This is a genomic window from Streptomyces chartreusis NRRL 3882 (assembly GCF_900236475.1).
Taxonomy (GTDB): domain Bacteria; phylum Actinomycetota; class Actinomycetes; order Streptomycetales; family Streptomycetaceae; genus Streptomyces; species Streptomyces chartreusis_D.
Map to the genome: position 1 here is coordinate 4,000,003 of NZ_LT963352.1, position 15,588 is coordinate 4,015,590.

Below are 15,588 nucleotides of genomic sequence, written 5' to 3' on the forward strand. Positions count from 1 at the left end.
CCACCTCCTCTATTCGTCAAATTTGATTAGTGATCGTCCCCGGGATGCCGCTCCCCCGTCGCGTACGGGTTCTCCGCGTCCTCGGCCAGGACACCGACGAACGGGTCGCCCTCGTCGGCGAAGGTGTAGGCGCCGCCCTCGATGCGCTCGATGAGACCGCGGGTCCACTCGGCCTCGGAGTCGGCCGTGTGGACCCACATGTTCATGATCTCGCCGATGTGGCCCAGCTGTCCGGGCCCCTCCTCGGGGACGTAGTGCTCCAGGACGGAGGCCCGCCACTGCTCGATCCGCAGGGTGCGCTCCTTCAGCAGCGCGACCGCCTCCGCCCGCGGCAGGTCCACGACGAAGCCGACGGCGGCCGTCTTCACGTCCCCCCGCTGGTCGTACGTGACGAGCGCCTCGCGCAGCAGCCGGAAGTACTCCTCGGTGCCCTGCCCGGTGATCTCGTACTCCGTGCGCGGCGGGCCGCCGGCCGTGGACGGGGCGATCTCGTGCGCGTGCAGCAGTCCCTGCTTCGCCATCTGCTTCAGGGCGTGGTAGATCGAGCCGGGCTTGGCGTTGGACCACTCGTGCGCGCCCCAGTACTCCAGGTCGTTGCGCACCTGGTAGCCGTGGGCCCGCCCGTGCATACGGACCGCGCCGAGCACGAGGAGACGGATCGCTGACATGGGGCCAGCGTAGGACCAGGGAGGTCAGCCCCAGGAGCTGCCCTGCTCCTTCGCCACCAGCTCGAAGGCCGTGGCACCGTCCAGCGACTCACGGATGATGTCGGCGTGGCCGGCGTGCCGGGCCGTCTCGCGGATCAGGTGCAGGCAGAGCCAGCGCATGGAGACCCGGCCGTCCGGCGGGAACCAGGGCTGGGCCGGCAGCGCGAAGGTGTCGTCGAGGCTCGGCACCGAGCGGACGAAGTCCTCCGTCTCGGCGGCGACCTTCTCCCAGTACGCCAGCTGCGACGCGACGGTCTCGCCCTCGACCAGCCGGAAGCACTCGTGCCAGTTGCTCTGGTCCCGCTCGACGGCCGGTGGCTCGCCCTTGGCGAGGGAGACCCACATCTGCTCGACCTCGACGACGTGCTTGAGCAGTCCGGCGAGCGACAGCTCACTGGCGCTGGGACGGGAGCTCGCCTGTTCGTCGGTCAGCCCCAGCACCGCCCGCCGGATGCCGCCGCGCTGCTCCTCGATGAAGGAAAGCAGCGCTCCGCGCTCGTCGCCGTGTGCCTCCGCGGGAACGTGAGTGACCATGACCGCCGCCTTTCGTCGGACCGGGGGCCTCTTCCCCCTGACACCGACGAAGCTACGCACCCTTGCGGTCAGTTTCTGTCCGCAAGGACAGCCGCTCTTAGCGAGAGAGCCCTCCAGTCCGACAGCGGGCCGAGCACCAACCGCCCGGCCCGCCCGTCGTCTGGGATGCCGACGCCGTCCGCGACGACGTGCGCGAATACATCGTCGAGCACCTCCATGACGAGGCAGCGATGCTGGTCGTCGACGAGACCGGCGACGTGAAGAAGGGCGCCGACACGGTCGGGGTCCAGCACCAGCACCAGCACACCGGAACGGCCGGGCGGATCGAGAACTCCCGGGTCGCCGTCCACCTCGTCTACGCCGACGAGCGGGGACACGCGGCGGTGTACCGAGAGCTGTACATCCCGCGCTCCTGGAAGTGCCCATCCGGATTGCTGTCGGGCAGCCCGAAACCGCGCACGGCTCTGGAGGGACTGGGCATCAGAAGCCCCCTAGGTCCTCGCGGTGGCCTGTTCCGCTGGACGCGCCGGAGATAGCGCTGTGGATGACGCCGGATCAAGAAGGACTCCAGCTGATCCATCACAGCGACCGCGGCTCGCAGGCCGAGATCAGGCCGTACCGGCCGCAGTACTCGGAGCCGTCGGCGAGCATCGCCCCGTAGGGGCCGACGGGCGCCGCCCCCCACAGCGGGGCTCTGCCTGGACCCGGTGCGCGCTCTCGCGAACCATGCCCACGCTCGCGGCGATTGCTCGGCCGCCCGCGCACGCCAGCCTCACACCAGGCGAGATGCGCCTCGGCGATCGCCTCGGGCCGCTCGGCGAGCAGCCGCGTCGGCCACAGCTCGTCGCTCAGGTCGTGCCCGGCGGAATCCAACTGGTTGGACATGCCGCCGACGGCAGTCGAAGCGCGGGTGTGAGCGGCCCGCCATGTCCGGTATGTGGGAGGCCTGTGGTGACGGCGCCGTGTACGGCCCCGTGAGGTGACGAACGCGGCCGGCCACCCCGGGCCGGCCCCGCCGGTCCGTCCTCAGCAGGTCAAGCGGCGCTCGGCGCTCTCGTAGGTGGCGAGGTTGGAGTCGACGCCCACGACGGTCTTGTAGGTGTAGGTGCCGGAACCCGTGCACTTCCAATACGCGATCTTGGAGCCGCTCTCGAGCGGGGTCCAGTCCATCTCCTCCCAGCCGTACCAGCGGTGGCGCAGCAGGGATATCGTGGCGTCCCTGCACTTGCTGCTGGTCTTGCTGGCCGCGCCGATGATCTCACTGATGCCCTTGTAGGGGGCCGAGATCTTGTAGCAGCTCCGGTCCCAGTCCTCGGCGGAGGCCGGTGTGGCCGGCATCAGTAGCGTGGCCGCGCAGGCCAGAGCGACGGCGGCGCATGACTTTCCAGCGAACCCGAGAGTTCTCATGACAGAAGCTCCTGTCTGCGGGAATGTGGGGGGATACAGGATGAAAGAATCCTTTCATCGGGGCCAAGACGAGATCAAGTCGGCGCGGCCATGTCTGGCTTTCCGTCAAAGTCCTGTGTCACCCTGCCACTTGGCGTCGGACGGCACGGCACGGCGCGGCACTGTGCGGCGTTTCCGTGCTGCGTCGGGCGGGGCCGGGCCCGGGTCCTGGCTCGCGGCCGCGTTCTGCCTCGCCCGACCCGTCGACCTCCCCGGACCGCACCCTTACCACCCGCTGAACAGCCCCAACCGCCACACCGGTATCCAGGCCCTCGACTGCAACCCCGACGGCGGCGGCGCTCCTTGACAAGCCGTTCGGAGACGTCCTACGCGCACTCCTGCGGCGGGCGCGAACACCCGCCATGGGGGAGCTCACCTTCGGGACCGAGTTGGGCGCGGCTCTCGTCGCCTGGAGCGAGGCGGCTTCAAACCACTGACAAGGTCGGCCCTCATGGCCCGAACACCCTCAGAACGGGAAGCCGCTCCGGCCGTGCTGCACGGAGATCCACTTCAGCGTGGTGAAGGAGTCCAGCATCGTCTCGCCGTTGAGCCGGCCGAGGCCCGAGTGCTTCTCGCCGCCGAACGGGACGATCGGCTCGTCGTGGACGGTGCCGTCGTTCACGTGGAACATGCCCGTGTCGATCTGCTTGGCGAAGGCGACGCCCCGCTCGACGTCCCCGGTGTGCACGGCACCGCTCAGGCCGTAGGGGGTGTCGTTGACGAGGCGTACGGCCTCCTCCTCGCCGTCGAACGGGACGAGGAAGGCGATCGGGCCGAAGACCTCCTGCCTCAGCAGCGCCGAGTCGGCGGGCAGGCCGGTCAGGACGGACGGCTCGACGAGGTTGTCGGTCCGCCCGCCGCGCACCAGGGCCGTGGCGCCCTCGGCGAGGGCCTGCTCGACCACGCCCGCGACGGCGTCCGCCTGCGAGGAGTTGATGACCGGGCCGATGACGGTCTCCGGGTCGCGCGGGTCGCCCGCCTTGAGGGTCTTCACCTTGGCGACGAACTTCTCGGTGAACTCGTCGGCGACGGACCGGTCGACCAGGACGCGGTTGGCGGCCATGCAGACCTGCCCCTGATGGACGTACCGGCTGAAGACGGCCGCGTCGACCGCGTAGTCCACGTCGGCGTCGTCGAGTACCACCAGCGCGCTGTTTCCGCCCAGTTCGAGGACCGAGCGCTTGAACTGCCGCGCGCAGACGGTCGCCACGTGCCGGCCGACCTGGTCGGAGCCGGTGAAGGAGATGACCTTGGGGACCGGGTGCTCGATGAAGGCGTCACCGATCTCCGCGATGTCGGTGATGACGACGTTCAGCAGGCCGCCGGGCAGCCCCGCGTCCTCGAAGATCTTCGCGACCAGGGAGCCGCCGACGACCGGCGTGTTCTGGTGCGGCTTGAGCACCACGGCGTTGCCGAGCGCGAGCGCCGGAGCGACGGACTTGATCGAGAGCAGGAACGGGAAGTTGAAGGGGCTGATCACGCCCACGACACCGACGGGCACGCGGTAGACGCGGTTCTCCTTGCCGTCCACCGGCGAGGGGAGGATCCGGCCCTCGGGGCGCAGCGCCAGCTGGACCGCCTCGCGCAGGAACTCCTTGGCGAGGTGCAGTTCGAAGGCGGCCTTCAGACGCGTACCGCCGAGCTCGGCGATGATCGCCTCGGATATCTCGGCCTCGCGCTCCTCGATGAGCCGCAGGGCCTTCTCGAACACGGCACGGCGGGCGTAGGGGTTGGTCTCGGCCCACTGCTTCTGGGCACGGGCGGCCGCCCGGTACGCCTGGTCGACCTCGTCGACCGTGGCTATCGTGATCGACGCCAGTTTCTCGTCGTCGTACGGATTGAAGTCGATGATGTCCCAGGAACCGGTACCCGGGCGCCACTCACCGTCGATGTACTGCTGTGCAAGGTCGGTGAAGTAGGACGACGACATGTGTGACCCCTCGATCCCTGGCAGACCCTCGATCGCGCCTTCACGATCTGATCACACGTCATCGTACTGACGTTTCGCGAGAGTTGGAGGCTTCAGGAGAGCTGGAGGAGCCCCCGGAGAAGGTCCCGGCTCTCCGAAGGGCCCGGGCTGTCGCTCTGGAGCTCCTTGAGCGCCCTCTCGTACTGGGCGACGTCCTCGGGCTTGTCCAGGTACAGCGCGCTGGTGAGCTGCTCCAGGTAGACGACGTCCGAGAGGTCGGACTCCGGGAAGCTGAGGATCGTGAACGCGCCACTTTCGCCGGAGTGGCCGCCGAGGCTGAACGGCATGACCTGGAGCCGCACATTGGGCCGCTCGGAGATCTCGATGAGGTGCTGGAGCTGGCCGCGCATCACCTCGCGGTCGCCGTACGGGCGGCGCAGGGCGGCCTCGTCCAGGATGATGTGGAAGTCGGGCGCCCTCTCGTCGACGAGGTACTTCTGCCGCTCCAGGCGCAGCGCCACGCGCCGCTCGACATCGGCCTCGCTCGCGCCCTGCATGCCCCGCCGGACCACCGCGTGCGCGTACGCCTCGGTCTGGAGCAGGCCGTGCACGAACTGCACCTCGTACGCCCGGATCAGCGAGGCGGCGCCTTCCAGGCCGACGTAGGTGGGGAACCAGCTGGGCAGCACGTCCGAGTAACTGTGCCACCAGCCCGCCACGTTGGCTTCCTTCGCCAGGGACAGCAGGGAGGCGCGCTCCTGCTCGTCCGTGATGCCGTACAGGGTGAGCAGGTCCTCGACGTCTCTGGTCTTGAAGCTCACCCGGCCCAGCTCCATCCGGCTGATCTTCGACTCGGAGGCGCGGATCGAGTAGCCCGCCGCCTCGCGCGTGATGCCCCGAGCCTCACGCAGTCGCCTGAGTTGTGATCCGAGCAGCATGCGCCGCACCACCGATCCCGGCTCTCCCGCGCTCACGTTCGCCAGCCTCCCCAACGTCTTCAGGGGCCGAAGTCTGCCACTAAAACACTCCGAGCAGTACTCGTCCGGTTACGGAAACGGAATCGAGTCAGGGGACGCACGCGCGCGGATTCAAGAAAGAGGCAAGCGAACGGGCAGACAGGGCCGTGAAGATGACGGAAAAATTGACCAACAAGCGGTACGGGACGACTCATTCCGGTCACGTGCACGTGCATCTGCCCTTGCATCTGCTGTACGCATCCGAAACCATGGTCCCGCACCACCGCCGCATCGCACCGACCGCGAATTCCCGGGAGTGCCTCGCATGGGGACGAATGGATCGACCATGCTCGAGCCGTTAAGGCAGGGCCTTCCGCCGCTGGATCCCGCGGCCGTGTCCGACGCCGCCTCCTGTGCTCTGCCCGCCCGCTACGAAGCGGTGCGCGAAGCACGGCACTTCACTCGCAGAACCCTCGACCAGTGGGACATGGGCGACCGGTTCGACGACGTCTGCCTGGTGGTCTCGGAACTCGTCACCAACGCCCTGCGGCACGGCCTGCCGGCGAGCACCCGGTGCGCCACCGGCCAGGAGCCTCCCGTACGACTGCACCTGATGCGGTGGACCGAGCGGCTGGTGTGCGCGGTGCGCGATCCCAGTCACGACAGTCCCGTCGCCCGGGAGACCGACGACTTCTCGGCCGAGTCGGGCCGGGGGCTGTTCCTCGTCGACTCCTTCAGCGACAGCTGGGGCTGGCACCCGCTCGCGGGCGCGCTCAGCGGCAAGGTGGTCTGGGCGCTGTTCCGGCTGCCGCGGCCCGGTTCAGGGCCGCACGCGGAATGAGAAACCGCGGCGCTTCCGTGCGCCGCGGTTCTACGCGCGTCGCGGCGCGTTGAGTACCGTTTACCCCGTTTCGCGAAGGGATGCCGGGGGTCAGCCCCCCACCAGGTGGTCGAACTCGCCGTCCTTCACGCCCAGCAGCATGGCCTCGATCTCCGCACGGGTGTAGACCAGTGCGGGGCCGTCGGGGAAGCGCGAGTTGCGGACGGCCACGTCACCGCCCGGCAGCCGGGCGAACTCCACGCACGAGCCCTGCGAGTTGCTGTGCCGGCTCTTCTGCCAGGCCACACCACGCAGCCCGGCGGCCGCCATACCGTTGTACACGTCGTGGTCCACAGGTCGCTCCCCGGTGGTGCACTGGCTGGTGTGGCCATTGATGCAGTGGTCAACTGACCCGGATCATAGCTGTGTTCATGTGCAGATGCATGGGCAGATGCACGTGCACGCGGGGTGGTCCTCCGGTTACAGCTTTGACGACCGCTTTACCGAAAGCTCTTGCCTGTTTGACGGCCCTCCGCCGCCGCGCGTTCCCGGCTGCGTGCGCCGAAGTAGGCGGGTCCGGCGGAGGTGTCGTGGAGGCGGAGCATCCACTCGGCGGCGGGGACGGGCACCGAGGGGGTGGCGAGGCCGGAGAAGCAGGAGCTGGGGCGTGGGGTCCGGGGCCTCGGGCAGGACCGTCCGGCCTCCATACGGAAGACGGCCGCGGCATGCGGGGGCGGGGAGAAATGGGCCGTGCGGATGACCGAGTCGTCGTCCTCGGGGCCGGTGCCGGGGTCGGACCATCGCCGGACGGGCGGTCGGCCGCCCGGCCCGGACGGACCGCCCGGCGTGCGCCCCGTGCGGCCTCGCGACAGATGCATGAGGTTCCCCACCCGTCAAGCGTGGGGAACCTCACCCGGGCCGGATGCGCTCAGCGGCTGCGCAGCCGGGGAACGGCGCCTCAGCGACTGGCGTAGGGCAGCAGCGCCATCTCGCGCGCGTTCTTGATCGCCCGGGCCAGCTGCCGCTGCTGCTGGGCCGACACGCGGGTGACCCGGCGGCTGCGGATCTTGCCGCGGTCGGAGATGAACTTCCGCAGCAGGTCGGTGTCCTTGTAGTCGATGTAGGTGATGCCGGCCTGGTCCAGCGGGTTGGGGCGGTTCTTGACGGGCTTGCGGTCGATCTTGCGGGGCATCGGGTCAGACCTCCAGGAGGGTGTCGAAGGCGTGCGGCAGCCGCTGCCAGGCGTCGCGCCCGGCCGCGTACTCGGCGTCGGTCAGCAGGCAGGACTCCAGCAGCCGCTCCAGGCCGTCCCGGTCGAGGCCGGGCGAGGTGAAGACCAGGTGCTGGCCGCGGTCGCCGTGCTCGGGGTGCCAGTCCAGCGCGGCGGCGGCGCGACGCACCGGCGGGACCATCTCCCAGGCCGCGTCCGGCAGGGAGGCGAGCCACGGACCCGCGCTCTCCACGCACAGGGCCCCGCCCGCCGCGTCCCAGTGGAACAGCGTGTCGGGCTTGTCGGCGAGCCAGAACCGGCCCCGGCTGCGGGCTGCCGCGCAGGTCAGGTCCTCCAGGGCGGCGTAGAGCCGCTCCGGGTGGAAGGGGCGGCGCTGCTGCCAGACCAGGGTGGAGACGCCGTGCGCGTCGGCCTCGGCCGGAAGCAGGGCGCAGGCCGGGTGCTGGGCGGCCGCCGCCGACTCCACGTCGAAGCCGGCCAGGGCGGCCTCGGCCAGCGGCGGGAGCGGGCGCCGCCGCGGGGGCGGCACGGTCAGACCGTCGGCCGTGTCCCGCGCGAAGGCGCCGGGCGCGGGTGCGCCCGCCAGGTCACCGTGGCCGATCGGGACCTGGCGGGCCGTCGGGTGCAGTTGCGCGAGCAGCTCGCGGTCCTCGTCGTCGGCCTCGGGGGACTCGGCGATCGCGAGGACGGGGGCGTACTCCAGCTGGCGGGCGAAGGTGTCGGCGACCGTCCGCTGGTCGGTGGCGGCGGCGGCGAGACCGCCGTCGGCCAGGTCGTCGCCGTTGCCGAGGTACGGCAGGACCAGGGCCGGGTCGACGGCGGTGATCACGCCGGTGACGGTGAGCCCGCCGGCGGTGACGACCTCGGCCATGGCCTTGGGCTCGACGGAGTCCCACAGCTCGACGACGGCCAGGGGCGTCCGCCCGGCGTCCGCGAGCCGCTCCAGCTCGGGGACCAGGTCCTCCCGCAGGGCGCAGCAGGCACAGTCGTTGACGAGCGGCGCCTCCCCCGCGTCCAGGACGCCGGTGGCGTCCCGGACGGTCCGTACGACCGTGCCGGCCGCGGCCGTCGCCAGGTCGTGGTGGAGTGCGACGCTGCCGGGCACGTCGGCGAGCAGCCGGGCCACGGCCGCCTTGCGGGCGTCGGCGTGCAGCCCGCCGACGATCACGACGGAGAGCCCAGGAGGGGCAGCCACGGGGTCAGCCCTTCTTTCCGTACCGGCGCTCGAAGCGCTCGACGCGTCCCGCGGTGTCCAGGACGCGGGCGGTGCCGGTGTAGAAGGGGTGGCTGACGTCGGAGATCTCGACGTCCACGACCGGGTAGGTGTTGCCGTCCTCCCACTCGATCGTCTTCTCGCTCGTCATGGTCGAGCGGGTGAGGAAGGCGTAGTTCGCGGCACGGTCGCGGAAGACGACGGGACCGTAGTCCGGGTGGATTCCCTCGCGCATGGTCAGCGCTCCTCTCGGAAGTCGACGTGGCGGCCGACGACCGGATCGAACTTGCGCAGGGTCAGTCGGTCCGGGTCGTTGCGACGGTTCTTGCGGGTCACGTAGGTGTAGCCGGTCCCGGCCGTGGACCGGAGTTTGATGACCGGCCGGAGTTCATTGCGTGCCATGCCGCTATGCTACTGAAAATGAATTCCATTTACATCACCTGAGCCAGAGAGGTACATCACCACCATGTCCGCGCACTGCATGCTGACCGGCACCCAGCCCGGCTTCGGCAACCGCATCTCGCACTCCCACCGGCGCACGTCCCGCCGGTTCGACCCCAACATCCAGTCCAAGCGCTACTGGCTGCCGAGCGAGGCCCGGTACGTACGCCTGCGGCTGAGCGCCAGGGCGATCAAGACCGTCGACACGATCGGGGTCGAGGCGGCCGTCGCCCGGATCCGCGCCCGGGGAGTGAGGGTCTGATGGCGAAGAAGAGCAAGATCGCGAAGAACGACAAGAGGCAGGAGATCGTCGCGCGGTACGCCGCCCGGCGGGCCGAACTGAAGGAGATCATCCGGCGGCCGTCCTCCACGGACGCCGAACGGCTCGCCGCGCAGGCGGAACTGCGCAGGCAGCCGCGCGACGCCAGCGCCACGCGGGTGCGCAACCGGGACTCGGTGGACGGCCGGCCGCGCGGCTACTTCCGGGCGTTCGGGCTGTCCCGGGTGAGTCTGCGGGGCCAGGCGCACGCGGGGTATCTGCCGGGGGTGCGCAAGTCGTCCTGGTAAGAGGCCGTCCCGGAGGCCCTTGACGAGCCCTGGTAGCTTGCTGCGGTCGTTCCGGCCACGGGGCCGGCCGGTTCGCCCGGACCGGCCGGCCGACCGGCTACAGCTTGGGAGCTTGCAGTGACTTCGGTGATCTTCTCGCGCCGCACCGGCGCCGTACGCGTCGCGGCGGCCGCCGCGGGGCTGGCCGGCGCGCTCGCGCTGACCGCGTGCAGCAGCGACAGCGGCTCCGGGGACGACTCGGCGTCCAGCCCGTCCCCGTCGGCCTCGGCGCCCGCCGCCACGGGCCAGGACTCCGGCTCCGGCTCCGGCGGGTCGGCCGGCGGCGCGCTGGCGGGCAGCTGGCTCGCCACGACCGACGGCAAGGCCGTGGCGCTGGTGATCACCGGGAAGCAGGCCGCGCTCTTCGCCACCGGCGGCAGCGTGTGCACCGGCACCGCGGGCGAGGAGTCGGGGATGCGGATGATCCGCCTGAAGTGCACGGACGGCTCCAAGGACCGGGCGACCGGCATGGTCGACTCCGTGAACGGGAGCCGCCTGAAGGTCACCTGGGAGGGCGGCCTCGGCGCCGAGACGTACCAGAAGGCGGAGGGCGGGAAGCTGCCGACCGGGCTGCCGACGGGGGGCCTCGGGTAGCGCGGGGGTCCGGCAAGGGGCTTTCCGGGCGGGGTTTTCGGGAGGGCGCCCCGGCCGGCGGCCTGCCCGGGTGCGTGACGGTCCCCGCGTCCGAGATGATCCCTGCGTCGGAACCGCTCATCGCCATCACGCACCAGAGGACCTCATGCGCACCTTTCCTCCCCTCGCCCTGGCCGCCGCCCTCGCCGCGACGGTCCTGCTGACCGCCTGCGACGACGGCAAGACCGGTGGCGACGACGTCAAGAACGCGGACGGGCCGGGCGGTTCGGCCTGTGCGATCGGGCACATGGGCGTGGAGGTCGGGGCCGGTGCGGCCCCGGCGGCCGGGGACACCGGCACTGTCACCGTCACCCTCACCAACCAGGGCGGCGCGTGCACCCTGAAGGGCTTCCCCGCCGTCGACCTCGTGGCGGAGGACGGCACGACGTCCGTGTCCCCGGAGCAGACCGGGAAGGCCCAGCCGCTCACCCTCGGGAAGGGCGGCACCACGTCCTTCACGATCACCTACGTCCGGGGCGAGGCCGGCTCCCCGAAGAGCCTTCAGGTGCGGAAGGCGTCCTTCACCCTGCCCGGCGCCACCGCGTCCGCACGCGACCTGACCTGGTCCTACGGCGAGGTCGCCCGGAAGGACGGGAGCGGCGCGGCGGAGGCCTCGGTGAGCGGTTTCGAGTCCTCGGGCGACTGACGGCAGGTCAGCGCAACGGCGGCCGGTGCTCGACCTGGGCCCGGTCCGCCGCCTGTGCGCCCTCCGTCCAGCCCGCCGCGTCGCGGACGCCGCGCAGGCGGGTCGTGGTCGTCTCCGGGAACATCCGGTCCAGCCGGCCGGTGACCGCGACGTCGCGGGAGGCGAGGACCGGGAGCAGATCCTCCGTCACCTGGGTCTCGGCGGCGGCCGACAGGCGGGTGCCGATGCGGTGGGCGTAGGCCGCGAGGAAGGCCTGCCGGAACGCCTTGGTGCGCTTGCGGCCACCCGCCCGCTGGACGGCCTCCGCCTTCGTCATCGCGGTCGTGGCCTGTACGAGGAGTGAGGTGTAGAGGAGTTCGACCGCTTCCAGGTCCGTTTCGAAGCCGACGACGGTGGAGAAACCGAGGGGCTCGTTCCACACCGCCCGGCAGTGGTTGGCGGCGGCGACGGCGTCCAGCAGCACCGCCTTGGCCTGCTCGTGCGGCGGTTCGACACCGATCCGGCAGGCCCCGGGTGTCTCGGGCGAGGGTGCCCGGGCCGCGAGCAGCGCCTCGTCGACGCTGTGGCGGGCCATCAGCTCCTGCGCCTTCGCGCTGAGCGCCTCCGCCTCCTCAGGGAACCCGGTGGCCTCCGCCTTGGCGAGCAGGGCGCGGATCCGGCCCAGCATCCGGGACTCGGTCCTCGGCTCCCCGGGCGACTCGTCGAGGGACTCGAGCGCGGGCAGGCGCAGCAGCAGGCGGTACAGCTCCAGCACGGCGGTGGCGTACGAGAAGCGGTCGGTGCGGGGCGGGGCGTCGTCGGGGAGCTCCGCGAGCTGCGCGCTCCAGCGTCGCCCGCGCGGACGGTCGTGCGGCGCCTGCGCGCGGATCAGTGCCGCCACCAGCCGTACGTGTACGTCGTCCAGTTCGCGCCGGACGGTCCGCACGACGTCGGCCGGCTGCCAGCCGCGCCGCCAGGCCGCCGCCACGAACTCCGTGCCGCGCCGGGCGAGTTCGTCGTCCGCCGCCGGGTCGGACGCGAGCAGCGACGCGCCGGTGTCGAGGGCCGTCTCGCCGGTGTCGTACAGGGCGGCCTCGAACGCGCGGTCGACGGTGGTGGGCGTACTCACGGGGCCGATGGTGCCACGCCGGCACGGATGACCCGGCATGCGCGACCTCGGACGTCTCACTCCCCGGAATTGGGTCGTCCGCGCGCGGCAGGGCTTCGAGCATGGGGCGCATGGTGGACATGTCTCTCTACGCTGCGTTCCTCGTCGCCGCCTTCGCGCTCTGCATCACCCCCGGCCCGGACATGATGTTCATCGTGGCGATGGGCGGACGGGGCGGCCCCACCGCCGGGGTGATGGCGGCGTTCGGGGTGGCGTGCGCGATGCTCGTGCACGCGGTCGCGGCGGCGCTCGGCCTGTCGGCCCTGTTCACGGCGCTGCCGACGCTGTACCACGTGCTGCGCTGGGCGGGCGCGGCCTATCTGCTCTACCTGGCGGTGAAGGCGTTCCGCGACCGTTCGGTGCCGGGCGAGGAGGGGACCGGCGCCGTGGGTCCGGGGATGCGGCGGGCGTTCTGGCAGGGCGCGATCACCAACCTGCTCAACCCCAAGGTGATCCTCTTCAACGTGGCGTTCCTGCCGCAGTTCGTGGACCCGTCGCTGGGCCACGTCCAGGGCCAGTTGCTGCTGCTCGGCGTCACGCTCGTGGTGATGGGCTTCCTGTGGGACGGCAGCGTCGGCCTGCTCGCGGGGCGGCTGGCGTCTCTCCTCAGGCGCAGTGCGCGGGTGAACCGTTGGCTGAACATCGTCTCCGGGACGGTGTTCACGGGGCTGGCGGTGCGGCTGGTGGCGACCTCTCCGAAGTAGAGGGTGGTGTCAACTCGCGGTTGACACCTCTCGGGGTGCAACCTACGGTTGACACCATGACGACGAACCCCAACATCACGTCATCCGTGCGCCTCGACGACCTCATCGCGGCGATCAAGAAGGTTCACCAGGAACCCCTCGAACAGCTCCAGGACGCGGTGCTCGCCGCCGACCACCTCGGCGAGGTGGCCGACCACCTGATCGGCCACTTCGTGGACCAGGCCCGGCGTTCGGGCGCCTCCTGGACGGACATCGGCAAGAGCATGGGGGTCACCCGGCAGGCCGCGCAGAAGCGGTTCGTGCCGAAGGAGTCGGCCGACCTCGACCCGAGCCAGGGCTTCAACCGCTACACGCCCCGCGCCCGCAACACGGTGATGGCAGCGCACAACGCCGCCAAGTCCGCGCGCAACGCCGAGGGGACGCCCGAGCATCTCGTCCTCGGTCTGCTGGCCGAGCCCGACGGTCTCGCCGCGAAGGCCCTCGTCGAACAGGGCGTCTCCCTCGACACGGTCCGCGCGGCGGCGACCGCCGCACTGCCGCCCGCCGTCGAGGAGGCCCCGGAGCTCGTGCCGTACGGCCAGGCCGCCAAGAAGGTCCTGGAACTCACCTTCCGCGAGGCCCTGCGCCTCGGCCACAACTACATCGGCACCGAGCACATCCTGCTCGCCCTGCTGGAGCACGAGAACGGCGAGGGCGTCCTCAGTGGCCTCGGCATCGGCAAGGAGCGGACCGAGCGGTACGTGGCCGAGGCGCTGGAGAAGATCACGCAGGCGCAGAAGGAGGTGCTGGACGAATCCTGACAGCAGCCTGTGCAACGGGGACGCGTCGGCGGACTCCCCTGTCGCACGAGCCCGCGCAGCAGGGACGCGTTGTCAGACCCCCCTGTCACACTCACAGCATGGCCGACCGGTGGGCGCTCGCTCCGGCCGAGGACGGTGGCGTGGACGTCGCCCCCCTCGGCCCGGACGGGCTGCCCGCCGGGCCGGTGCGGCGGGAGGCGGATCCCGCCGAGGCCGTGCGGAGCCGTCCCGGCGTCACGCGGTGGGTGTGGCGGTCCACCGCCGAGGTCTACCCGCGTCTGCTCGCCACGGGGGTGCGAGTCGAGCGGTGCTACGACATCGAGGCCGCCGAGACGCTCCTCCTCGGCCACGAGGGGCGGTACGGGGAACCACGCTCGGCCGCGGCCGCCCTGGCCCGGCTGCGCGGCGGCCCCGTACCGCCCGATCCGCCGCAGCGTTCCGCCGAACCCGGCTCCCAGTCCTCCCTGTTCGAACCGCAGGGCGTCCGCCTCCCGCTGCCCGACCTCCTCGCCGTCTACGGCGAGCAGCAGCGGCGGCACGAGCGGGCCGAGCACCCCGATCGCATGCGGCTGCTGACGGCCGCCGAGTCCGCGGGCATGCTGGTGGCCGCCGAGATGAACCGCGCCGGGCTGCCCTGGAGCGCCGACGTGCACCGCGCGGTGCTGCACGACCTGCTGGGCGAGCGGTACGCGGGCGGCGGCGAACCGCGCCGCCTGGCCGAGCTGGCGGACGAGGTGTCCGCCGCGTTCGGCAGACGGGTCCGCCCCGACCTGCCCGCCGACGTGGTCAAGGCCTTCGCCCAGGCCGGCATCAAGGTCGCCTCGACCCGCCGCTGGGAGATCGAGTCCGTCGACCACCCGGCCGTGAAGCCCCTGATCGAGTACAAGAAGCTGTACCGCATCTGGGTCGCCCACGGTTGGTCCTGGCTCCAGGACTGGGTGCGCGACGGGCGCTTCCGGCCCGAGTTCCTCGCGGGCGGGACGGTCACCGGGCGCTGGGTGACCAACGGCGGGGGCGGGCTCCAGATCCCCAAGGTGATCCGGCGGGCCGTGGTCGCCGACCCCGGCTGGCGGCTCGTCGTCGCCGACGCCGACCAGATGGAGCCGCGCGTCCTCGCCGCGATCTCCCGCGACCCCGGCCTGATGGAGGTGGCCGGCCGGGAGAGCGACCTGTACCAGTCCGTCTCCGACCGCGCCTTCTCCGGCGACCGCGCCCAGGCCAAACTCGCCGTGCTCGGCGCCGTCTACGGCCAGACCTCCGGCGACGGCCTGAAGAACCTCGCCGCGCTCAGACGCCGCTTCCCCCGGGCCGTGGCGTACGTCGACGAGGCGGCCCGGGCCGGCGAGGAGGGCCGGCTCGTGCGGACCTGGCTCGGCCGGACCTGCCCGCCGGCGGCCCGGGGGACGGACGACGCGACGGAGGAGGCCGGCATCCCCGCCACCGACGAGGAGCAGCCCGACAGCGGACAGTGGGTGCCCGGGTACGCCTCCACCAACGCCCGCGCCCGTGGCCGCTTCGCCCGTAACTTCGTCGTCCAGGGCAGTGCCGCCGACTGGGCCCTGCTGCTGCTCGCCGCGCTGCGCAGATCCTGCGCGGACCTGGCGGCCGAGCTGGTCTTCTTCCAGCACGACGAGGTGATCGTGCACTGCCCCGAGGAGGAGACGGAGGCGGTCGTCGCGGCGATCCGGGAGGCGGCGGCCCTGGCCGGACGGCTGACCTTCGGGGAGACGCCGGTGCGGTTCCCGTTCACGACGGCGGTGGTGGAGTGTTATGCGGACGCCAAGTAGCCGGTGTC

20 protein-coding genes and 2 pseudogenes are annotated in these 15,588 nt (G+C 71.5%); 9 read left to right on the forward strand and 13 right to left on the reverse strand.

Annotated elements, in window-relative coordinates; translation table 11 throughout:
* Positions 1-26 precede the first annotated feature (26 nt).
* Together SCNRRL3882_RS17905 and SCNRRL3882_RS17910 are read right to left on the reverse strand one after the other, a co-directional pair.
* The gene (locus SCNRRL3882_RS17905; RefSeq protein ID WP_010044280.1) at positions 27-668 is read right to left on the reverse strand and encodes a PadR family transcriptional regulator; all 642 of its coding nucleotides are present in this window, start codon (positions 666-668) and stop codon (positions 27-29) included.
* A gap of 24 nt (positions 669-692) precedes the next feature.
* Positions 693-1,241: a DinB family protein gene (locus SCNRRL3882_RS17910; RefSeq protein ID WP_010044277.1), complete on the reverse strand. Its 549-nt coding sequence runs from the start codon at positions 1,239-1,241 to the stop codon at positions 693-695.
* Between the two features lie 155 nt (positions 1,242-1,396).
* Between SCNRRL3882_RS17910 and SCNRRL3882_RS17915 the strand changes: the two are divergent.
* Positions 1,397-1,657: pseudogene (locus SCNRRL3882_RS17915) on the forward strand (transposase); the annotation flags it as partial.
* Between the two features lie 193 nt (positions 1,658-1,850).
* Here the strand turns inward: SCNRRL3882_RS17915 and SCNRRL3882_RS17920 are convergent.
* The 4 genes and pseudogenes from SCNRRL3882_RS17920 to SCNRRL3882_RS17935 all read right to left on the reverse strand — a co-directional run.
* Positions 1,851-2,132, reverse strand: a pseudogene (locus tag SCNRRL3882_RS17920) (homocysteine S-methyltransferase family protein); the annotation flags it as partial.
* Positions 2,133-2,267: 135 nt separating this feature from the next.
* Complete coding sequence (locus tag SCNRRL3882_RS17925; RefSeq protein WP_037668137.1) at positions 2,268-2,648, reverse strand: hypothetical protein; 381 nt, start codon at positions 2,646-2,648, stop codon at positions 2,268-2,270.
* A 505-nt stretch (positions 2,649-3,153) separates the two neighbouring features.
* A complete protein-coding gene (locus tag SCNRRL3882_RS17930; RefSeq protein WP_010044265.1) occupies positions 3,154-4,617 on the reverse strand; it encodes an aldehyde dehydrogenase family protein in 1,464 nt (487 codons plus the stop codon).
* A gap of 92 nt (positions 4,618-4,709) precedes the next feature.
* Entirely contained in the window at positions 4,710-5,534 is an 825-nt protein-coding gene (locus SCNRRL3882_RS17935) for a helix-turn-helix domain-containing protein (protein WP_010044264.1), read from the reverse strand.
* Positions 5,535-5,898: 364 nt separating this feature from the next.
* Between SCNRRL3882_RS17935 and SCNRRL3882_RS17945 the strand changes: the two genes are divergently transcribed.
* On the forward strand, positions 5,899-6,393 hold the full coding sequence (locus tag SCNRRL3882_RS17945; protein ID WP_029181479.1) for an ATP-binding protein: 495 nt from the start codon (positions 5,899-5,901) through the stop codon (positions 6,391-6,393).
* A 90-nt stretch (positions 6,394-6,483) separates the two neighbouring features.
* Here SCNRRL3882_RS17945 and SCNRRL3882_RS17950 read toward each other — a convergent pair whose 3' ends face one another.
* The 6 genes from SCNRRL3882_RS17950 to rpmG all read right to left on the reverse strand — a co-directional run bounded on the left by SCNRRL3882_RS17950 (position 6,484) and on the right by rpmG (position 9,218).
* Positions 6,484-6,702 (reverse strand): DUF397 domain-containing protein, encoded by a 219-nt coding sequence (locus SCNRRL3882_RS17950; protein WP_050810297.1) that lies wholly within the window; start codon positions 6,700-6,702, stop codon positions 6,484-6,486.
* A gap of 170 nt (positions 6,703-6,872) precedes the next feature.
* Positions 6,873-7,250, reverse strand: a complete 378-nt coding sequence (locus SCNRRL3882_RS17955; protein ID WP_029181478.1) for a hypothetical protein — start codon at positions 7,248-7,250, stop codon at positions 6,873-6,875.
* A gap of 80 nt (positions 7,251-7,330) precedes the next feature.
* Positions 7,331-7,564: a 30S ribosomal protein S18 gene (gene rpsR / locus SCNRRL3882_RS17960; protein ID WP_010044256.1), complete on the reverse strand. Its 234-nt coding sequence runs from the start codon at positions 7,562-7,564 to the stop codon at positions 7,331-7,333.
* 4 nt (positions 7,565-7,568) lie between these two features.
* Positions 7,569-8,798 carry a CobW family GTP-binding protein gene (locus SCNRRL3882_RS17965; RefSeq protein WP_010044254.1) on the reverse strand — a complete coding sequence of 410 codons (1,230 nt, stop codon included), beginning with the start codon at positions 8,796-8,798 and terminating at the stop codon, positions 7,569-7,571.
* Positions 8,799-8,802: 4 nt separating this feature from the next.
* Positions 8,803-9,051: a type B 50S ribosomal protein L31 gene (locus SCNRRL3882_RS17970; protein ID WP_010044251.1), complete on the reverse strand. Its 249-nt coding sequence runs from the start codon at positions 9,049-9,051 to the stop codon at positions 8,803-8,805.
* Between the two features lie 2 nt (positions 9,052-9,053).
* Positions 9,054-9,218 carry a 50S ribosomal protein L33 gene (rpmG, locus tag SCNRRL3882_RS17975; RefSeq protein WP_010044249.1) on the reverse strand — a complete coding sequence of 55 codons (165 nt, stop codon included), beginning with the start codon at positions 9,216-9,218 and terminating at the stop codon, positions 9,054-9,056.
* Positions 9,219-9,282: 64 nt separating this feature from the next.
* Between rpmG and rpmB the strand changes: the two genes are divergently transcribed.
* From rpmB to SCNRRL3882_RS17995, 4 genes are all read left to right on the forward strand, one after another.
* Positions 9,283-9,519: a 50S ribosomal protein L28 gene (gene rpmB, locus SCNRRL3882_RS17980; protein WP_010044248.1), complete on the forward strand. Its 237-nt coding sequence runs from the start codon at positions 9,283-9,285 to the stop codon at positions 9,517-9,519.
* Positions 9,519-9,824, forward strand: coding sequence for a 30S ribosomal protein S14 (gene rpsN, locus SCNRRL3882_RS17985; protein ID WP_010044247.1), 306 nt, complete (start codon positions 9,519-9,521; stop codon positions 9,822-9,824). Before rpmB ends, rpsN begins: the two co-directional genes overlap by 1 nt.
* 126 nt (positions 9,825-9,950) lie before the next feature.
* A complete protein-coding gene (locus SCNRRL3882_RS17990; RefSeq protein WP_010044246.1) occupies positions 9,951-10,457 on the forward strand; it encodes a hypothetical protein in 507 nt (168 codons plus the stop codon).
* A gap of 145 nt (positions 10,458-10,602) precedes the next feature.
* On the forward strand, positions 10,603-11,142 hold the full coding sequence (locus SCNRRL3882_RS17995; RefSeq protein ID WP_010044245.1) for a DUF4232 domain-containing protein: 540 nt from the start codon (positions 10,603-10,605) through the stop codon (positions 11,140-11,142).
* A gap of 7 nt (positions 11,143-11,149) precedes the next feature.
* Here SCNRRL3882_RS17995 and SCNRRL3882_RS18000 read toward each other — a convergent pair whose 3' ends face one another.
* The gene (locus SCNRRL3882_RS18000) at positions 11,150-12,289 is read right to left on the reverse strand and encodes a DUF2786 domain-containing protein (RefSeq protein ID WP_010044243.1); all 1,140 of its coding nucleotides are present in this window, start codon (positions 12,287-12,289) and stop codon (positions 11,150-11,152) included.
* A gap of 71 nt (positions 12,290-12,360) precedes the next feature.
* Between SCNRRL3882_RS18000 and SCNRRL3882_RS18005 the strand changes: the two genes are divergently transcribed.
* The 3 genes from SCNRRL3882_RS18005 (at position 12,361) to SCNRRL3882_RS18015 (ending at position 15,580) form a co-directional block, all read left to right on the forward strand.
* Entirely contained in the window at positions 12,361-12,993 is a 633-nt protein-coding gene (locus SCNRRL3882_RS18005; RefSeq protein ID WP_029181476.1) for a LysE family translocator, read from the forward strand.
* 56 nt (positions 12,994-13,049) lie between these two features.
* Positions 13,050-13,793, forward strand: a complete 744-nt coding sequence (locus SCNRRL3882_RS18010; RefSeq protein ID WP_010044239.1) for a Clp protease N-terminal domain-containing protein — start codon at positions 13,050-13,052, stop codon at positions 13,791-13,793.
* 98 nt (positions 13,794-13,891) lie between these two features.
* Positions 13,892-15,580 carry a bifunctional 3'-5' exonuclease/DNA polymerase gene (locus SCNRRL3882_RS18015; RefSeq protein WP_010044236.1) on the forward strand — a complete coding sequence of 563 codons (1,689 nt, stop codon included), beginning with the start codon at positions 13,892-13,894 and terminating at the stop codon, positions 15,578-15,580.
* Positions 15,581-15,588 lie beyond the last annotated feature (8 nt).

Coding starts and splice junctions, on each gene's coding strand:
- SCNRRL3882_RS17905 (WP_010044280.1), bottom strand. CDS start 668: ATGTCAGCGATCCGTCTCCTCGTGCTCGGCGCGGTCCGTATGCACGGG.
- SCNRRL3882_RS17910 (WP_010044277.1), bottom strand. CDS start 1,241: ATGGTCACTCACGTTCCCGCGGAGGCACACGGCGACGAGCGCGGAGCG.
- SCNRRL3882_RS17925 (WP_037668137.1), bottom strand. CDS start 2,648: ATGAGAACTCTCGGGTTCGCTGGAAAGTCATGCGCCGCCGTCGCTCTG.
- SCNRRL3882_RS17930 (WP_010044265.1), bottom strand. CDS start 4,617: ATGTCGTCGTCCTACTTCACCGACCTTGCACAGCAGTACATCGACGGT.
- SCNRRL3882_RS17935 (WP_010044264.1), bottom strand. CDS start 5,534: ATGCTGCTCGGATCACAACTCAGGCGACTGCGTGAGGCTCGGGGCATC.
- SCNRRL3882_RS17945 (WP_029181479.1), top strand. CDS start 5,899: ATGCTCGAGCCGTTAAGGCAGGGCCTTCCGCCGCTGGATCCCGCGGCC.
- SCNRRL3882_RS17950 (WP_050810297.1), bottom strand. CDS start 6,702: ATGGCGGCCGCCGGGCTGCGTGGTGTGGCCTGGCAGAAGAGCCGGCAC.
- SCNRRL3882_RS17955 (WP_029181478.1), bottom strand. CDS start 7,250: ATGCATCTGTCGCGAGGCCGCACGGGGCGCACGCCGGGCGGTCCGTCC.
- rpsR (WP_010044256.1), bottom strand. CDS start 7,564: ATGCCCCGCAAGATCGACCGCAAGCCCGTCAAGAACCGCCCCAACCCG.
- SCNRRL3882_RS17970 (WP_010044251.1), bottom strand. CDS start 9,051: ATGCGCGAGGGAATCCACCCGGACTACGGTCCCGTCGTCTTCCGCGAC.
- rpmG (WP_010044249.1), bottom strand. CDS start 9,218: ATGGCACGCAATGAACTCCGGCCGGTCATCAAACTCCGGTCCACGGCC.
- rpmB (WP_010044248.1), top strand. CDS start 9,283: ATGTCCGCGCACTGCATGCTGACCGGCACCCAGCCCGGCTTCGGCAAC.
- rpsN (WP_010044247.1), top strand. CDS start 9,519: ATGGCGAAGAAGAGCAAGATCGCGAAGAACGACAAGAGGCAGGAGATC.
- SCNRRL3882_RS17995 (WP_010044245.1), top strand. CDS start 10,603: ATGCGCACCTTTCCTCCCCTCGCCCTGGCCGCCGCCCTCGCCGCGACG.
- SCNRRL3882_RS18000 (WP_010044243.1), bottom strand. CDS start 12,289: ATGCCGGGTCATCCGTGCCGGCGTGGCACCATCGGCCCCGTGAGTACG.
- SCNRRL3882_RS18005 (WP_029181476.1), top strand. CDS start 12,361: ATGGTGGACATGTCTCTCTACGCTGCGTTCCTCGTCGCCGCCTTCGCG.
- SCNRRL3882_RS18010 (WP_010044239.1), top strand. CDS start 13,050: ATGACGACGAACCCCAACATCACGTCATCCGTGCGCCTCGACGACCTC.
- SCNRRL3882_RS18015 (WP_010044236.1), top strand. CDS start 13,892: ATGGCCGACCGGTGGGCGCTCGCTCCGGCCGAGGACGGTGGCGTGGAC.